This window comes from candidate division KSB1 bacterium (genome assembly GCA_034505495.1).
Classification (GTDB): domain Bacteria; phylum Zhuqueibacterota; class Zhuqueibacteria; order Residuimicrobiales; family Krinioviventaceae; genus Fontimicrobium_A.
Genome location: JAPDQV010000020.1, coordinates 42181 through 59237, shown reverse-complemented (window position 1 = coordinate 59237; position 17057 = coordinate 42181). Strand labels below are relative to the sequence as shown.

19 protein-coding genes are annotated in these 17057 nt (G+C 58.6%); 1 reads left to right on the top strand and 18 read right to left on the bottom strand.

Translation table 11 applies throughout. The features are described 5' to 3' along the window. The 17 genes from ONB24_09505 to ONB24_09425 all read right to left on the bottom strand — a co-directional run. The coding region (locus ONB24_09505) for a type I restriction-modification system subunit M N-terminal domain-containing protein (GenBank protein MDZ7316344.1) at positions 1 to 702 on the bottom strand (702 nt) is incomplete at its 3' end. Further along, a complete protein-coding gene (locus ONB24_09500; protein ID MDZ7316343.1) occupies positions 699 to 1337 on the bottom strand; it encodes a four helix bundle suffix domain-containing protein in 639 nt (212 codons plus the stop codon). The genes ONB24_09500 and ONB24_09505, both read right to left, overlap by 4 nt. A 13-nt stretch (positions 1338 to 1350) precedes the next feature. Beyond that, on the bottom strand, positions 1351 to 1854 hold the full coding sequence (locus tag ONB24_09495; protein ID MDZ7316342.1) for a type I restriction enzyme HsdR N-terminal domain-containing protein: 504 nt from the start codon (positions 1852 to 1854) through the stop codon (positions 1351 to 1353). Between the two features lie 287 nt (positions 1855 to 2141). Continuing rightward, entirely contained in the window at positions 2142 to 2336 is a 195-nt protein-coding gene (locus ONB24_09490; protein MDZ7316341.1) for a hypothetical protein, read from the bottom strand. 250 nt (positions 2337 to 2586) lie between these two features. After that, positions 2587 to 3381 (bottom strand): tryptophan synthase subunit alpha, encoded by a 795-nt coding sequence (gene trpA, locus ONB24_09485; GenBank protein ID MDZ7316340.1) that lies wholly within the window; start codon positions 3379 to 3381, stop codon positions 2587 to 2589. Continuing rightward, on the bottom strand, positions 3378 to 4553 hold the full coding sequence (gene trpB / locus ONB24_09480) for a tryptophan synthase subunit beta (GenBank protein ID MDZ7316339.1): 1176 nt from the start codon (positions 4551 to 4553) through the stop codon (positions 3378 to 3380). Before trpB ends, trpA begins: the two co-directional genes overlap by 4 nt. Further along, positions 4550 to 5203 carry a phosphoribosylanthranilate isomerase gene (locus ONB24_09475; GenBank protein MDZ7316338.1) on the bottom strand — a complete coding sequence of 218 codons (654 nt, stop codon included), beginning with the start codon at positions 5201 to 5203 and terminating at the stop codon, positions 4550 to 4552. Before ONB24_09475 ends, trpB begins: the two co-directional genes overlap by 4 nt. Further along, positions 5169 to 5978, bottom strand: a complete 810-nt coding sequence (gene trpC, locus ONB24_09470; GenBank protein MDZ7316337.1) for an indole-3-glycerol phosphate synthase TrpC — start codon at positions 5976 to 5978, stop codon at positions 5169 to 5171. Before trpC ends, ONB24_09475 begins: the two co-directional genes overlap by 35 nt. Further along, on the bottom strand, positions 5975 to 7006 hold the full coding sequence (trpD, locus tag ONB24_09465; GenBank protein ID MDZ7316336.1) for an anthranilate phosphoribosyltransferase: 1032 nt from the start codon (positions 7004 to 7006) through the stop codon (positions 5975 to 5977). Before trpD ends, trpC begins: the two co-directional genes overlap by 4 nt. Beyond that, on the bottom strand, positions 7003 to 7575 hold the full coding sequence (locus ONB24_09460; GenBank protein MDZ7316335.1) for an aminodeoxychorismate/anthranilate synthase component II: 573 nt from the start codon (positions 7573 to 7575) through the stop codon (positions 7003 to 7005). Before ONB24_09460 ends, trpD begins: the two co-directional genes overlap by 4 nt. Further along, complete coding sequence (trpE, locus tag ONB24_09455; protein MDZ7316334.1) at positions 7572 to 9038, bottom strand: anthranilate synthase component I; 1467 nt, start codon at positions 9036 to 9038, stop codon at positions 7572 to 7574. Before trpE ends, ONB24_09460 begins: the two co-directional genes overlap by 4 nt. 314 nt (positions 9039 to 9352) lie before the next feature. Next, positions 9353 to 10507: an alpha/beta hydrolase-fold protein gene (locus tag ONB24_09450; GenBank protein ID MDZ7316333.1), complete on the bottom strand. Its 1155-nt coding sequence runs from the start codon at positions 10505 to 10507 to the stop codon at positions 9353 to 9355. A 26-nt stretch (positions 10508 to 10533) separates the two neighbouring features. Continuing rightward, positions 10534 to 11130: a hypothetical protein gene (locus ONB24_09445; GenBank protein ID MDZ7316332.1), complete on the bottom strand. Its 597-nt coding sequence runs from the start codon at positions 11128 to 11130 to the stop codon at positions 10534 to 10536. Between the two features lie 49 nt (positions 11131 to 11179). Then, positions 11180 to 12436 (bottom strand): DUF1343 domain-containing protein, encoded by a 1257-nt coding sequence (locus tag ONB24_09440; GenBank protein MDZ7316331.1) that lies wholly within the window; start codon positions 12434 to 12436, stop codon positions 11180 to 11182. Continuing rightward, positions 12433 to 13680 (bottom strand): MFS transporter, encoded by a 1248-nt coding sequence (locus ONB24_09435; protein MDZ7316330.1) that lies wholly within the window; start codon positions 13678 to 13680, stop codon positions 12433 to 12435. The genes ONB24_09440 and ONB24_09435 overlap by 4 nt, the downstream gene beginning before the upstream one ends. Before the next feature lie 50 nt (positions 13681 to 13730). After that, positions 13731 to 14324: a bifunctional nuclease family protein gene (locus ONB24_09430; GenBank protein MDZ7316329.1), complete on the bottom strand. Its 594-nt coding sequence runs from the start codon at positions 14322 to 14324 to the stop codon at positions 13731 to 13733. A 73-nt stretch (positions 14325 to 14397) separates the two neighbouring features. Beyond that, positions 14398 to 14763: a DUF393 domain-containing protein gene (locus tag ONB24_09425; protein MDZ7316328.1), complete on the bottom strand. Its 366-nt coding sequence runs from the start codon at positions 14761 to 14763 to the stop codon at positions 14398 to 14400. Between the two features lie 74 nt (positions 14764 to 14837). Between ONB24_09425 and ONB24_09420 the strand changes: the two genes are divergently transcribed. After that, positions 14838 to 15269: a hypothetical protein gene (locus ONB24_09420; protein ID MDZ7316327.1), complete on the top strand. Its 432-nt coding sequence runs from the start codon at positions 14838 to 14840 to the stop codon at positions 15267 to 15269. A gap of 494 nt (positions 15270 to 15763) precedes the next feature. On the opposite strand, the gene asd is transcribed toward ONB24_09420, so the two are convergent. Beyond that, entirely contained in the window at positions 15764 to 16819 is a 1056-nt protein-coding gene (gene asd / locus ONB24_09415; protein ID MDZ7316326.1) for an aspartate-semialdehyde dehydrogenase, read from the bottom strand. Positions 16820 to 17057 lie beyond the last annotated feature (238 nt).

The following is a 17057-nucleotide window of genomic DNA, read 5'->3' as shown; positions in this document are numbered from 1 at the left end:
GATTTTGGGGTCAATCACCCGCACCATGGCGCGGATGACCTCGCGCGGGGTGAAGAACTGCCCGCCGTCGTTGCCCTTCTCGCCCATCTTGAGCAGCAAACCCTCATAGACCTGCGAGAGGGTGAAGACATGGGTCGGATCCACGGTCTCGGTGCTGATTCCGTTGACCTTGTCGAGCACGTCCAGCAGGTTGCGCTCGGTATCGATGCGCGTGCGCTCAATGCCGGAAAAGATCTCGCTGATGACCTTCTGCCGCACTGTGGCGTTGGGCCGGTCTTTGAGACCCTTGAGATGGGGAATGAGGTCCTGGTTGACGAAGTTGAAAAAGGCGCCTAGAGCGCCGGCTTCCAGTTCCTTCCGTTTCCATCCGGGAGGGACGGCGTCCCCGCCTTCCGCATTTTGGGTCGCCGAGGACGGCGACCCTCCCACGGTCACGGAGGACCGTGACCCTCCTGGCGCCGCCCAATCCCGCCAGCGGTAGGGCGGCTCAAGCGACGGGGTGAATTCGGCGCCCACCGCGGCGGCGGCCTCGGCCTCGTGCTGCTCGCGCTCGTCCAGGATGCGCAGGAAGAGGATCCAGGTCAGCTCCGGCACGTATTGCAGCGCGCCGGCGCAGTTGGAGCGGCGCATGATGTCGCAGATGTTCTTGATCGCCGCGTTCAGCGACTGCGGCGTGGTGTGTTTTTTGGCACTAGTTTTCATCGCGTCCTGCCTCCGTCCGACTTGTCCGACAGGTCCGATCTGTCTGACATGCGTGCCCTTCTCCTCTCACGATAAAGGCGCTCAGTAAAACCGCCTTCCTTCAAAAAATCTTGTTCCAGCTTTTGAAGCTGCCTGCCAAGCAAATAACTTGCCTGGTTGATCAGGCAAATCAGGGTGTTCGCCGCTACCTCCGCCGAAGCAGTCCTGAACCCATAAGGGTCCGTCCTGTCTGAACTGTTCGAGTTGTCCGTCAAATACTTTCTTCTCACCGCCAGCGCCTCGGGCGAATCCTTGGGCCAAAGCCGCAACCCCCGCTGACGCAGAAAATCCTCGTAATCCAAAAGCAGCTCCTCCAAGCTTGCGCGCGCCACACCTGTCAGTTTGAGCTCGGTTTTCTTTGAAGTGGCCGACGCCATGCTGCCCTCGGCAATGTTCTGCACGCCGCTGCGGGCCGCCTGCACCATTTGATCGCGGGTGCGCGAATTCTTCGGCACAAAGCGATCGCAAAATATCACGGTGCCGTCATAAACCAACTGCGCGACCTGAAAGCTCTTCAGCTTGCGATAGCCTCCGTGTGGGGAGATCAAGCGGCCCACGTTTTCGGGCTTGTTTGACTTGTTCCAATTGTCTGTCATTTAGAGCCTCCCTTCAAATGCTTTTCGCAAAATCGCCGCCGGGGTAACGCACCAGGAGCGGCCTGGCTGCCGGGGCGTCGAGCCGGAAGCCCATGGCCTGCTCATACCGCTTGCGCAACTCGTCAGGCGTGGGAAACTCGGTCAGCGGTCTGGGCCGGCTGGTCAGGCCTGTCAGACGATCAAACTCGACAAAGAGGCGGCCGTTCGTAGAGAAAACAAACGGCACGTTCAGGCGCCGGCAGGCCGCGTAGAGCTTGGCCTGTTCCAGACCATGATCCGGGGGGAGGTTTTCGGCTTTGGCCTCGATGAGCGCCACGGCCACCGGCTGGCTTTCGGCATTCACAGCGACACGTAAGAGGTAATCTACCCGCCCTTTTGCCCTTTTGCGCGGCTTGCCGTCCACGATCTCGATGGCGCCGGCGGTTTCTTCGCGGCGGATCAGGTTTTCCGTCCAGCCGCGTGCATGCAGGGCGGGATCAATCAGTTTGGCGCGTGTGTCGGATTCGCTCAGGTTCATGCTCGTGTACCTTTGTGCAAAAGAAACGGCTCAGCCAATACTTTTGCGGTGCTCGTGAGATTCAATGGGACGTTTTTTGTCCTTATACCCTGCTGCCATTAGGATCTCCTGTCAATCAAAGTGCGTCAAAAGCCGGCGGGAAGGTCTTTGCAAACGAAATTTCCGCAACCATGCCGCCGCCCTTCAGCCGCCGTCTCCCCTGAGTTAAAAGGCGGTTCTGTAAAGATTCCTGCCGAATACGCAATTTCATCTCGGCAGGTTAATGTTACGAAAAGTCATTCAATTGTTCAAGAGTATACTAGAGAGGCGGCATCAAAATACAAAATCGAGGCGAGGAAAACAAATTCGTTCGGCAGGCGGAAAGTGCAGGTAACCTGCGCCTGGGTGGAATAAACTCCTGCAGTTAAGGCGATGATTCGGCGGGCGCAGTCGTTGGGGATTGTGTGAGAACAGCGCATCTCGGCAAGGATGGGTCTGTCCATTCAAGCGCCGCTTTACGCCGGATCGGTGGGGTCGCATCGGATCGTTGAGCGAATGCGCGGATTTAGATCGGCAGAGGTGCCGGCGGTTTCTGCCGCAGCCCACGGGCGCTTTAAAGCAGGCGGACTCGGGACATTTAGAGCAAAAAGCCGTGCACCCGCATGATCCGGAAACAAGGGCAAAACGTGTGCGGTCGTTGGTCCGATAATGCATCTCAGCGCGACTCGTCGAACGGCCGCAAGCGCACCAATTTTACGCCCCTGGCTTCAAAGCCCTTTTGACGGCGCGCACAAACTCGGCGGCGGCCTGCGGCCGGTTTTCGGCGGCCTCGAGCGTGCGGATCAGCCAACTGCCGATGATGACGCCGTCGGCGACGGCCGCCTTTTCCCGCACATCATCCGGCGACGAAATACCGAAACCCAGCAGCACCGGCAGGTCGGTCATGCTCTTTAACATCCGCACCGTCTCCGGCAAAAGCTCGCCGCCGCCGCTCTTTTCGCCGGTAGTGCCGTAATGCGAGACGCAGTAGACAAAGCCGCTCGAGGCGTGCAGGATGGCGCGCGTGCGCTCCGGGTCGATTTCCGGCGCCAAGAGATAGATCAGCGACAGTCCGGCCCGTTGCGCGGCGTCTTCGGCCTCCTCCCCTTCTTCGTAAGGCAGATCGGCGATGATGACGCCGTCCAGTCCGGCGCGCGCGGCATCCTGCATTGCCCGACGCAGGCCGTAGCGCAGCAGCGGATTGTAATAGCCCATGAGCACCAGCGGCGTCTGTCTTTGGCGGCGGAATTCCTCGACCAGCGAAAAAATCGCCGGCAGCGTCACGTTTTGCGCCAGCGCCCGCTGCGTCGAGCGCTGAATGACCGGACCGTCGGCAATCGGGTCCGAAAACGGCACGCCCAGCTCGATGACGTCGGCGCCGGCGTCGGCCATGGCCTCCATCACGGCAAGGGTCTCCGTGAGCGACGGATCGCCCGCGGTCACGAAAAAGACGGCCGCTTTTTCGCCGGTTTGCCGCAGTCCCTGCAGTTTCTTCTCCAATCGGTTCATGCCTCACCTCCTGCCGCGTCGAGGGCGCGGGTATCCTTGTCGCCGCGTCCCGATAAATTGACCAAAATCACTTTATCTTTCGGCAATTCGGCAGCCAGTTTGACGGCATAGGCGACGGCATGCGCGCTTTCCAGCGCCGGAATGATGCCCTCCAACTGCGAGAGAAGGCGAAAAGCCGCCAGGGCCTCCGCATCGGTGACCGTCACATAGCGCGCCAGGCCGCGGTCGTGATAGTAGGCATGCTCCGGCCCGACGCCGGGGTAATCCAATCCGGCGGCAATGGAGTGAGCGGGCACGATCTGCCCTTGATCGTTCTGCAGAAAATAGCTCTTTTTGCCGTGAAACACGCCGAGGCTCCCGTAGGTGATGGAAGCGGCGTTTTCGCCCAAGCTTGGCCCTCTGCCGCCCGCTTCAACGCCGATCAGCTGCGCCCCGCTGCGGCGAAAGGGATGAAAGATGCCGGCGGCGTTCGAGCCGCCGCCGACGCAGGCGACGACGTAATCCGGCGTATCGACGCCGAAGCGCTTCATCTGGCGCTTGGCCTCGCGACCGATGACCGACTGGAACTCGCGCACCATCAGCGGAAACGGATGCGGCCCGACGACCGAGCCGAGCATGTACTGAGTGGTTTTCACCGAAGCGATCCACGCGCGCATGGCCTCGCTGGTGGCGTCCTTTAGGGTTCGGCTGCCGCTGGTGACCGGCACCACCTCGGCGCCGAGCAGCCGCATGCGCAGAACGTTCAAATGCTGCCGGGCTATGTCCTCCTCGCCCATAAAGATGCGGCAGTTCATTCCCATGAGGGCGCAGACCGTGGCCGTCGCCACGCCGTGCTGTCCCGCGCCCGTCTCGGCAATGATGTTCCGCTTGCCCATCTTTTTCGCCAGCAGCGCCTGTCCCAGGCAATTGTTGATCTTGTGCGAGCCGGTATGCAGCAGGTCTTCGCGCTTGAGAAAGATTCTCGCTCCGCCGGCATGGGCGCTCAGCCGCTCGGCAAAATAGATCGGCGTAGGCCGACCGGCGTAGAGGTGCAGCAGCCGGCCGAGCTCCTGTTTGAATTCGGCCGAACGGGCGATGGTTCTGAATCCCTCCTCCAGTTCATAAAGCGCCGGCATGAGCAGCTCCGGCACAAAGCGGCCGCCGAAGCGGCCGAAATAGCCTCTTTTTCTCATGGATTTCCTCTTGGTTGAACCGAATCCTTGGCGCGCAGCAGCCGTTCGGCGGCGCGCACCGCCTGGACAAACTCCCGCATTTTGTCGTGATCCTTTTTGCCCGGCGCAAGTTCGAGCCTGGAGTTGGCGTCCAGGCCGAGCGGCGCATAGCGGTCGACAAGTGACGCGGCGTTTTCAACGCCGACACCGCCGGCGAGAATGACGCGGGAAAAATCGGGACACTGATCGAGAATCGCCGGATCGATGACCTTTCCGGTCCCTCCTGCCGCCTGCCGCGAAAAGGCGTCGAGCAGAAACAGAGTGCCGGCGGGATAATCGACAAAGCGGGCGAAAACCGATTCGTGATCGACGCGGAACGCCTTGATCAGTAGGCCGCCCAATCGGCGGCAGGTCTCGGGCGATTCATGACCGTGCAGCTGCAGGGCATCGAGCGCGCAGCATCGGCGGATTTCCGCAATCACCTCGGGCGATTCATCGACAAAAACGCCGATCTTGAGCACGCCGCGCAGCCCCTTGACGATGCCGGCGGCCTGCTCCGGCGTCACGCGGCGCGGACTGGGCGCGAAGATCAGGCCGATCGCGTCGGAGCCGGCGGCAACCGCCGCCTCGGCATCCTCACGATTCGTGATGCCGCAGATCTTGATCAGCATTCTCACCTCTCAACCTGCGCAGTGCTTCGGTGCGATTTTGCGCGCGCATTAGCGCCTCGCCGACGAGAAAGGCGTCGTAACCTGCCCGCCGCAGCTCTTGAATCTCGCTAAAGGATGAAAAACCGCTCTCGCTGACCTTGACGTACTCCGCCGGAATCAGCGGCACCAGGCGAAAGCTGGTCTGCCGGTCGACAATGAACGTCTTTAGGTCGCGATTGTTGACGCCGATCAACCTCGAGGCGGCGAGCGCCGTATCGAGCTCACGCTCGTTGTGGACTTCGATCAGGGCTTCCAGACCGACCGAACGACAGATTTCGACATAGTCCATCAGCTGCATCGGGTCGAGCAGGCACGCCAAAAGCAGCACCGCACTTGCTCCGTGCAGTTTTGCCTCGTAAATTTGATAGGGGTCGAGGACAAAATCCTTGCGCAGCAGCGGCAGCGACACCTGATTTGCAACGCAGGCAAGGTCCTCGAGACTGCCTTGGAAAAATTGCTCTTCCGTGAGCACGGAAACCGCGGCGGCGCCGCCCTGCTCGTAGGCCCGAGCAATTTCTGCCGGTTGAAAGTCACTGCAAAGCAGCCCCTTGCTGGGGGAAGCCTTTTTGATCTCGGCAATGAGGGCAACGTCGCGCCGCTTCAAGGCGGCCGAAAAGCTCGGCCGAGCGTCGCGGACGCCTTCCGCCATATCCCGACACTGCCGCAAAGGCAGCTGTTTCTTGCGGCGTTCGGTCTGGCTGCGCACCGCTTCGAGAATCGGCTCCAGGAGGGTCATGCCGCGGCTCCCTCTACGGCATATCGCCGCGTAAAGTCGACCAGTTCCTGCAGCTTGGCCTTGGCGGCGCCGGAGGCCAGAACCGCGCGCGCCGCTTCGACGCCCGCAGCCAGAGTCGGCGCTTTGCCGGCAACGTAGAGTGTCGCGCCGGCGTTCAGGGCGGTAATGTCCGCAAAGGGACTCGGCTCGCCCGCCAGAATGCGCCGCATCAGCTCGGCATTTTGCTTGGCGTCGCCGCCGGCCACCGCTTCCTGCGGCGCCCGTTCGATGCCGAACTGCTCGGGCCGCACCTCGCTGCGGCGGATTTCGCCGTCCTTCAGCTCATAGACCGTTGTCTCGCTGCTGATGGAAAGCTCGTCCATGCCGTCGCGGCTGTGCACGACCAGAACGTGTCGACTGTTGCACTTTTGCAGCACGCGCACCATCTTTTCCGCCGCATCGCGACTGAAGGCGCCGATCAGCTGTCGCTGCGTCGAGGCCGGATTCGACAGCGGCCCCAGGATGTTGAACGCCGTGCGCACGCCCATTTCGCGGCGCGGCACCGCTGCGTGCTTCATCGACGGATGGTGAACGGGCGCAAACAGAAAGGCGAGTCCCACCTCGTGAAGGCATTGCTCCGTCGCTTCCGGCGCCAAATCGATCTTGACGCCCAGCTCCTGCAGCACGTCGGCGCTGCCGCTCTTGCCCGAAACGGCGCGATTGCCGTGTTTGGCCACGCGCGCACCGGCTGCTGCGGCGGTAATCGCCGCCGCCGTGGAAACGTTAAAGGTGCCTTTGCCGTCGCCGCCGGTGCCGCAGGTGTCGACAGTGTCCTCCGGCGCGCGGATTTTCACCGCCTTGGCGCGCATGGCTTTGACGAAACCGGTCAGTTCGCTCACCGTTTCGCCCTTCATCTTGAGCGCAATGAGCAGCCCGGCGATCTGCGCCGGCGTGCACTCGCCGTCCATAATGCGGTTCATCAACCGAAAGGCATGGTCTTCGGTCATGTCCAGGCCTTGACTCAAATATTCGAGCGTCTCACGAATCATATTGTCCTCCTGAGAAAATTTTCGATCAAGCGTTTCCCCTGCTCGGTCAAAACCGATTCGGGATGAAATTGCACCCCTTCGATGGGATAATCTTTATGGCGCAACCCCATGATCAGGCCGTCGGCGGTTTCGGCGCTGATCGTCAGGCAGTCCGGCAGCCCCTCGCGCGCCACGATCAGCGAGTGATAGCGTCCCGCGCGAAAGGGATTCGGAACCTCACGATACAATGTGCGGCCGTCGTGATAAACCAAGGTGTCCTTGCCGTGCACCGGCTCGGGAGCGGCGACGACGCGCGCGCCGAAAACGCACCCGATCGCCTGATGGCCGAGGCAGACGCCTAAAATGGGGCATTTGTCTTTGAAATATGCAATTGCCGCCGGCGTGATGCCGGCGTCCTCCGGTCGCCCCGGTCCCGGCGAGAGGATCAGCGCCTCGGGAGCGAGGTTGGGCAAGTCCTCCGGCGTCAGGCCGTCGTTGCGCACCACGTGCACCGGATAGCCCAATTCGCCCACGTACTGCACCAAATTGTAGGTAAACGAATCGTAATTGTCGATAACCCAAACCATCACAGTCCTCCATTGGCCAGTTCGAGCGCCTTCAACAGGCCTTGGGCTTTGTTCAAGGTCTCCTGATATTCATGTTCGGGAACCGAGTCGGCGACGATGCCCGCGCCGGCCTGCAGGTAGAGCACGCCCGCTTTTTTCATGATCGTACGGATGGCGATGCACACGTCCATGTCGCCGTCGAAGCGCATATAGCCGACGGCGCCGCCGTAGACGGCGCGGCGCGTCGGTTCGAGCTCTTCGATCAATTCCATAGCCCGCACCTTCGGCGCGCCGGTCAGCGTTCCCGCCGGAAAACAGGCCTTGAAAACATCCACCGCATCCCGATCGCCTGCAAGCTTGCCCTTGACCGTTGAGACCAGATGAATCACATGCGAGTACTTTTCGACCGTCATGAAATCCTCCACGCGCACACTGCCGAACTCGGCGATGCGGCCGACATCGTTGCGGCCCAAATCCACCAGCATCAGGTGCTCGGCGCGCTCCTTGGGATCATCAAGCAGGGTCTGAATGAGGCGCTGATCTTCGACCTCATCCTGTCCGCGCCGAATCGTTCCGGCGATCGGTTTGACCGCCACCTCGCCGGCGGTCAGCTTGACCAGGGTTTCGGGCGAAGAGCCCAAAACCTCGACGTCGCCGAGTTCGAGAAAAAACATATAGGGCGACGGGTTGATCATGCGCAGGCCGCGGTAGATCTGCAGCGCCGGCAGCGAAGAGGGGATTTTCAGCCGTTGCGACAGAACCAACTGAAACACGTCGCCGGCGGCGATGTGCTGCTTGGCTACCCCGACACGTCTCTCGAATTCGTTGCGCGTAAGGTTGCTTTCAAACGTCGGCTTTTCCTCCCGGTGAAGCGGCAGCTCTTCGGCAAGCGGACGGCGGATCAGCCGCTCGATCTCCTTCAGTTCCTCGACGGCCGATTCGTAGGCCTGCAAAGTCGTCGTCGTCACCCGCGTAAACAACATCAGGGTGATTTTGTGCAGGAGGTTGTCGAAAACCACCAGCCGTTGCGGGATAAAGAGGTGAATCTCGGGCAGGTCGAGATCGGCTGCGGCCTTGACCGGCAGTTTCTCGATGTGGCGCACCGAATCGTAACCCCAATAACCGAACAGGCCGTTGCAGGCGAACGGAGCCGCGTGCGCTCGGCGGGCATACTTGCGCAACAGATTCTGCAGCACGTCGAACGGATCGTCTTCCAAGGCAACCTGCGTGTTGTCGAGACAATTGTTCAGCGTGATCTGCCGCCCGCGGCTTTGAAAGATCAGAAACGGCGTATCGCCGATGATCGAGTATCGTCCCCGGCTGCCGCCGCTTTCGGCGCTTTCAAGCAGAAAGCGGTAGGGACTGCGGGTGATTTTGATGAACGTCGAGAGCGCCGTGTCGAGGTCGCCGGGCACTTCGGCGATGATCGGCGTCAGCGGCATCGCCGAGGCGGCGCGATCGAAATCAGCAAAAGTCGTTCGTATCATCTCTTCCCTCTTGCAGTTAAAAAAAAAGGCGCCGTGAATTTGACATTTTCACAGCGCCCGTAAATAAAAAGCGCCGTGAATGCGATGCATCCACGGCGCAAATTGATTAAAGAAAAGTCCGGCTAGTGGTGCATCGCGCAAAACACGGTGCGCCACCACCAGAAATTCGAAATTGTCCTTGCGTTACGAATCATGATCTCCGTTCATTTTTCGAAAAGAGAATAATGATTTTTAGAAAAAGATGCAAGCTTTTTTTCGCAACGCGGTCAAATTTCGGCTGTCAGGATGCGCCTTTGCGGCAAAACGGCGAAGGTTCATTTGAACAGCAGCTGGGCGAATTCGTTCAGGTATTCGCGCCAGTTGCTCCAAGTGTGACCGCCGGCCGTCTCTTTGTAGGTCACCTCAAAGCCGTATTTGCGCATCAGCTCGACCGTGGCGCGCGACACTTCCAGCAAAAAGTCGTCGACGCCGGTGGCAAACCACATCACCCGTACGCCCTTTTTGAACTGCTCGTTGGTAAGCACCGCCTGATGCTGCTTTTCCCACTCTTCGGCGCCTGCCTGTCCGGGACGCAGACTGAACAGTCCGCTGCTGAACACGCCGATAAAGCCGAATTGATCGAGTTTTTCGCCGATGATGTTGAGGGTTTGTGCACCACCCATAGACAGGCCGGCGACGGCGCGATATTTCTGTTCCTGGTAGACGCGGTAGCGGCTTTCCACCAGCGGCATGATGTCCTTGAGAAAATCCTCCAGGAACTCGTCGCGCGAGGAGGCGGCGGAAGCGCCGAAACGGAAAGGTCCGGTGTGGCCCGCCGGCATGACGACGACCATCGGCACCGCTTTTCCGGCGGCGATGAGATTGTCGAGAATGATGCCCGCGCGTCCGACGGTAGTCCAGGAATCGTCGCAGTCCATAGCGCCGTGCAGGAGGTAAAAAATCGGGTATTTTTCCTTGCCCGTTTCATAGCCCGGCGGCGTATAGACGTGCAGGCGGCGGAAACGCTGCAGGGAAGTGCTGTAGTAGACCAGTTCGGCGACGGCGCCGTGCGGCACGTTCTTCAGGTCCATGAACTCGGCGCCCGGCACGTAGAACAGGCTCCACACCATGCCGTTGGATTCGCTGATCGAAGCGCTTCGCGGATCCAGCACCGAAACGCCGTCGACATTAAAGGTGTAGCGATAGGCGCCCGGGGGCAAAGGCCCAAGTGTGGTCTCCCAAACGCCGTCGTCCCGCTTGGTCAGCGCAGCGGCCGACCCCATATTGGGAATATCCGAACCGCCGACCCGCACTTCGGCAGCCTGCGGCGCATAGATGCGCAGAATCACGCGCTGATCCGGCAGAACACGCACCGAAGTCAGCGTGTCGTTCGGCGTCGGCTGACGATTCCAGTTTTGCGCCCAAGAACCGGTCGCGAACAATGTTGCAAGCAAAAGACCGACCAGGATTGTTTTTTGCTGCTTGACCATAACTTTGCTCCTTGTTTGACCTTGAGTTAGAGGGTGAATTTTATTTTGGCCCTGAGGCCGAAACCGATAAAAGGTTGGCGCTCCATGAAAATGCCTTCGGCGAATGTTTCGACGGCCAATGCAGCGCCGTCGTTCAACAACCGTTCGATGCCGATGGCCAGATGCGCCGCCGGGCCGCCGTTCTGATGCGGCGGTTCCAGCAATCGGCCTGGCGACGGGCTTGCTTCTTTTTCTTGTTTTTCGAATACCGGCGGCGCAGATGCCGCGCCGAAACCAAAGCCGGCGGTATAAAACAAACGATAATCGCCGAACGGTCGCCGGTATTGGCCGCACGCTGTAAAAACATTGACGCCCGCCTTGTCGCCCTGCGGCTCGACGCCGGCGGCATAATCGAATGTATAGTGAGTCAGGGAAAACGAAAAGGCCCAAGGCGGTGTCGGCTCGACGCCGAAGGCAAAGTGAAAGACGACGCCGTCGCGCCAAAAGCGGTCGATATAGGAAGGCCTTGCGGCGTCGGCGAGCCCGGCGCCGAAGTGAAGCATCAAAGAAGATCGTTGCGCGGCCGAGACAGGGGTGATAATAAAGACCGCGGGAATCAGCAACAAGATGACGTACTGCCGCATGGGATCTTTCCCGACGCCAAGCTCAGACGCGGCCTTTGTGCCGTGGGTTTCAATAGATCAAATAGCGGCTGCGCTTGGCGATGAAATCTGCCAATCCTTCGTTCGCAAGGGAGAGTATCGACTGCAGATCGCTGCCTTGGACGATGGCTCGGTCCACCTTGTCCGTGCCCATGGCAAAGCGGAACATGCGCAGATCGCCGACAAAAAGCGAGTCCTGCGCATTCAAATGATACAGCGCATAAAGCAGGGCGATCTGCGTACGTACAGGCCGAAATTTCTTCATATCGGTAATATGGATCTGCACGCCCTGCAGGTCCTTGCCGGCACGGCCGCCGTAAAACGGCGTATAAATCAACGGTCGGAACAGCACGCCGGGGAGGTTGAGTTCGTTGAGAACGCGGCACAGTCGATCGCCGTCGATCCAGCCGGCGCCGACCAGCTGAAAGGGCGCCGTATAGCCGATGCCGATGTTGACGGAACTCAGCTCGCCGATGGCGCCGACGGTTGCCTGAAACAAGGGCGTAAACCAATGCGGCACGTGCGGCGAGGTCGGCACCCACGGCAGCCCGGTATCGGCAAACGTCATGTCCCGGCGCCATCCCTTCATGGGTATGACGCGCAGATCCGCATGAATATTGAATTCCTGATTAAAGAATCGCGCCAGCTCGCCGACGGTCATGCCGTGCACGTAGGCAATGGGATAGAGGCCGATGAACGAAGAGAATTCGGGCTGCAGGACCGGCCCTTCGACGCGCAGGCCGCCGAGCGGATTCGGCCGGTCGAGCACAATAAACGGTATGCCCGCCTCGGCAGCCGCCTGCATGGCATAGGCCATCGTGTAAATGTAGGTATAGGGACGCACGCCGACGTCCTGGATGTCAAAGAGCAGCACATCGACATGACGGAGCATCTCCGCCGTCGGTTTTTTGGTCTTGCCGTAGAGGCTGAAAACCGGCAGACCGGTCTTTTCGTCGACATAGCTTTCGACCGAGGCGCCGGCCGGGCGGTTGCCGCGCACACCGTGTTCCGGACCGAAGAGCGCCGTCAGTTGCAGCTGCGGCTGGTTAAAGAGCAGATCGATCGTCGAACGCAGCCGATGATCGACGCCGGTCGGATTGGTGATCAAACCGATACGTTTTCCGACCAACTCGTGCGCCCGCTCGTTCAGCAGCACTTCGATCCCCGGCTGAACCTTGGGCTCGGCGTTCACCTCACCGTACATTTGACCGAAGCAGATCGAATTAACAACCGCCGAGACAGCTAAGGCAATGAACGAGCAAAAAATAAATTTGTTCGTCGGCTTCATAAAGATTCTCCCTTCGGCAAAGGGATAAAGCGCAGCAGAATCATGCCTGGAACAGTCAGCAGAGTCGCGAGAAGGAAAAAGCGTTCATAGCCGAGAGCGTTCTGCAGGTAACCGCTGATCGTTCCGGGGAGCATCATGCCCAAGGCCATCAGTCCCGTAGAGACGGCATAGTGTGAAGTTTTATAGGGGTCAAAGGCGACGGTCATCAAAAAGATCATAAACGCCGTAAAGCCGATGCCGTAGCCGAACTGCTCGAGGATGACGATGACGGCCGTGATCGGCAGTCCGGGTTGAACCTTTGCGAGATACCAATAACCGAGGTCGGGCAGATTGAGCGCCAGGGCCATCGGCAGAATGCAGCGGCGCAGGCCGAATTTGGCGACCAACCAGCCGCCGGCGATGCCGCCGATGATCAGTCCCCCTTGTCCCAACACGTCGCGCAGCAGGGAGGCCGTCGCCGTGGATAATCCCAAACCTCCCGCCTCGCGCGCATCGAGCAGAAAGGGGGCGGCCATGCGCGTGAGCAGCGCCTCGCCCAAGCGATAGAGTAGAATAAAGGCAATCACTGCGACAATCTTGGGTTGGCGAAAATAGGTGCGGAACGCATCACCGTATAATTTGATCTTGGGTTGGGACTGACCCTGACCGAGTTCTACGCGCGGCAAAGCCCAATGATGAAAAATCGCAGCAATAAAAAAGACGGCTGCAGTAAAGGTAAAGGTGGTCGCCCAGCTTTGCAGGGGATCGCCCATTTTTCGTTCGAGAATTCCCGCCAAAGCGGCCAAAGCGCCGCCGGCGATCATGGCAATCCGATAAGCTGTGGAACGGATGCCGGCAAACAGAGCCTGCTGCTTGGCCTGCAAAGCGAGGAGATAGTAGCCGTCGGCGGCGGCGTCGTGCGTAGCCGAAAAGAACGCGGCTGCAAACAGGCTGATCAACACGAACGGCAGGATGAGACTCATGCGCGTCATCAGCGCCGCCGAAAGGAGGCAAAATCCCAAGACCGCCTGCATGAGCACGACCCAGCCTCTCTTGGTGCCGGCGGCATCGAGAAGCGGTGCCCAGAAAAGCTTGAGCACCCAGGGCAGCATCAGCAGCGAGGTCAGGCCGATGAATTGGTTCGAAAGCCCCAGCCGCTTGAAATAATAGATCGACACGGTATTGACGATGATGTAAGGCAGGCCCTCGATGAAGTAGAGCGTTGGAATATAGAGCCATGGGGAAAAGGTTCGCGGGCGCGTCATGCGGGTCGGGCCGTAGGATTGAGGTTCAGCGGAAAAGGCGACGACCGGAACTACACGTCGGCATTGTGGCGGAACTCTTCGCGGAGTTTGGCGATTTCATCTCGGATGCGCGCCGCTTCTTCGTATCGTTCCTCCTGGATGGCCTTGTGCAGGCTGATATGCAGCTCTTCAATGACATCGACCAAAGACAAGGGATTCTCGTGACGGGATTCCCGCACTTCTTCACGGGTTTCCAAATCGCTTTCCGAAATGCCGGCCAAATCCATCAATTCGCTTTCCACATAAATGGGCGCACGCACGCGCAGAGCAACGGCAATGGCGTCGCTCGGCCGCAGGTCCAGCTCTTTCTTTTCCCCGTCGACGTCCAGCTTCATGACGGCGTAAAACGTGTTGTCGCGCAGATCGTTGATGATGACGCGCTCGACGCGACAGTCGAGCAGAGACAACAGATTGCATACCAGATCGTGCGTCAAAGGTCTCGGCGGCTCGATGTTTTCGAGCTGCATGGCAATCGCCTGCGCCTCGGGCTGGCCGACAACGATCGGCAGCCACCGGTTCCGATCGTCTTCCTTTAGAATGACGATAAACCTTCCCGATGATGACGTATCCAGCGAAACGCGTATGACCGAAACGCGAATCAACATGGAAAGACCTCCGACAATTAAAGCCGAAAAAGTATACTAATTTATGCCTCAACTGTCAAGGGTTATTTTTTCGTCACTTCGGGGATTCGGTGATAAGGCACGAAAGCTTGAGACGATGACGGGCGATCCAGCTGTAAACGCGCCGGCTGAAAAAGCGAACGACGGGCAGCGCAAGAATCGCCGCGGCGCGACGATCGATCAGCAACCTGACGATCTGCTCCATCGCTTCGATGCCGAAAAAGACACGATTGTCGCCATCCACCAGACAAACAGCCTCGAGGCAGGCTTTTTCGGCAATAAAGGGAAAACGGCGGCTCCGCTCCGGAGACTGACACGGCAGCAGTTCGATTTTGTGTTCCGGATCATGCTTTTCGATCCATGCTTTTGCCTCGCGGCACAGCCCGCATTCACCGTCATAGATCAAAACCGCAGGACTCATAAAATCCTCAGCAAAGTATTGCAAAGCTCCTAATCTTTTCTTAAGTTGACCCGTAACGGGAAAGGATGAAACACATGCTCAGACTGGAAAATTGCCGAATAAAAAAGTTTTGGCCGCACGAAGAAAAGGGAGAAGAAGACGAAATCATTCGCCAAGTGATGATTCAGGTCGATGCCGAGATTCTCAACAGCGGCCAAGTGGGAGAGCTCTACAACAATTTGGTGCGTGGATTGGTGCGCATCGCTTTTTTGGATCCGCTGACCGGTGAAGAGTACGTTTTACCGGCCGCCGGCATCAGGCCGTTCAACATCAAGCAGAAAAAGGTCAAACTGGGCGGCGGAAGCGACTATGTCAAGAGCGAATTTGCCGAAATGACGTTGACGGCCAAGATTCCCGACGATTCGGGCGGGGCTATTTTGACGGATCTCTATCGTTTCTTCGGCATTCCGATCCAGATCAGCATGGAGGAGCTGTCTTTCGGGGCGGCGCAGGAGCCGGCGGATTAGCTGAGCATCGCGGAAATAAAGAGGCAACGCGTGCCCACGTTGCGGAAAGTATCAGCTTTACGTCCGGCAGAATTCCTTATAAAATCCCGACATAATCCCAAACTGCATCGGCCGTTGCGGCAACTCCCTCGTCGACCTTCAACCGAACCCTGTCGACTCATCGGCGCCTTTTGCCCGTAATTAACACTCTGCTCTAAACGGCCGGAAGGTGGTTCAGGTTGCCGCATACCTTCTTAACCCAACAATCCATTTTTTGTGCGGTCTTTCTTATTTGACTCGCACGATCTGCTTTCTTCGAGCATCATTTTACGATAGAATTTGAGCTTCTCCCTTCACCGACAAGCGCCTCAGATTAATGTGCGCCTCCTTGATCCTCTGCCTCCTCTTGTCGCCTCGAGTCCCCCAGTCAAAATAAAAACGGCTCGTCCGAAAAAAGGACGAGCCGCCGATGATCGCAATCGCCGCCCCAGAGCGGGCGAGCTCGTTAATGCCGATCAGGACAAATACTCCTGCCGGTAAGCCAGTTCAGCGTTCAGGACCGAGCCGCCGGCCGCTCCGCGCACCAAGTTATTGGACAGCGTGACAAAGCGAACGACGTTCTGCTCGACCTCCAGCCGGCCGATAGAGACGGCCATACCGGCGGCGCGTTTCGGCGTTCCCGCCATGACATCCCAGCGCGGCTGCGGCCGGTCTTCTTCTTCGCGATAGATCAACGGTTTTTCTGGAGCCGTGGGCAAACCTTTGACTTCTGCCGGAGGCGCATAGGAAAGGATCGCCTGTTTGACCTGGTCATACGTCACCGACCGCTCCAATTCCGCATGCACCGAGATGAGATGGCCGGTGACGGTCTGCACGCGAATACAGTGCGCGTAAACCTGCCACGGCGCCGGTTCGATGACGGTGCCGGTATACCTGCCGCAGATCTTGCCGCATTCGCGCCGCACCTTCGGCTCTTCGTTTTTGATGTAAGGAATGACGTTGGCGAGAATATCCAAGGCAGGCAGTCCTGGATAACCGGCGCCGGAGATGGCTTGATAGCTGGCTACCACCAGCTTGCGGATACCGAAGGGAATAATCGGCAGCAGCGCCATGGTCAAACCGGTGGTTGTGCAATTGGCGTTGGTAACGATGAAGCCTTTGCTTTTTTGCTGCCGCACCAAGGGTAAATGCTGATAGTTGATTTCGGGAATGAGTATCGGCACATCCGGATCCATCCGATGCGATCCGGCATTGGAAAAGATGCAGATTCCCTTTTCGGCGGCTTTTTTCTCGAATTCATCGGCGGTTTCCGCCGGCAAAGCGGAGAAAGCAACCTTTACACCCTTGGCCAGAAGCGCATCAACGTCAAGCGGGTCGAAAACCATGTCGGCAAAGGCCGCCGGAATGCCGCCCTCTACCTGCTCTTTGGCCGAGCGCAGCGGCAGTCCGGTGCGCATCTCGCTCGCGCAAATCGCGGTCAGCTCAAAATAAGGGTGATCTACCAACAAGCGTAAAAAATGTTGTCCGACAACTCCCGTGGCGCCCAAAACCGCGCATTTGATTTTTTCCATCTCTCCCTCACAATTATTCAATAAAAAAGCCCGGCTCTATAGCGCGGGCGTTCGGTTTACGAATCGATTGTCTTTGACGAACCTATTGCCCACGGATCGAAAATGAGAAAAAAGCAAATCGGCTTTTCATTGCCATTGCCACTATTTTTGTTAAAAATAGCCAATCTCTTGTAAAAATGCAAGTTCAAACACCTGACGGTAACCCAAAAGCCTATTATAAAATCGGCCGAAAGAAGCA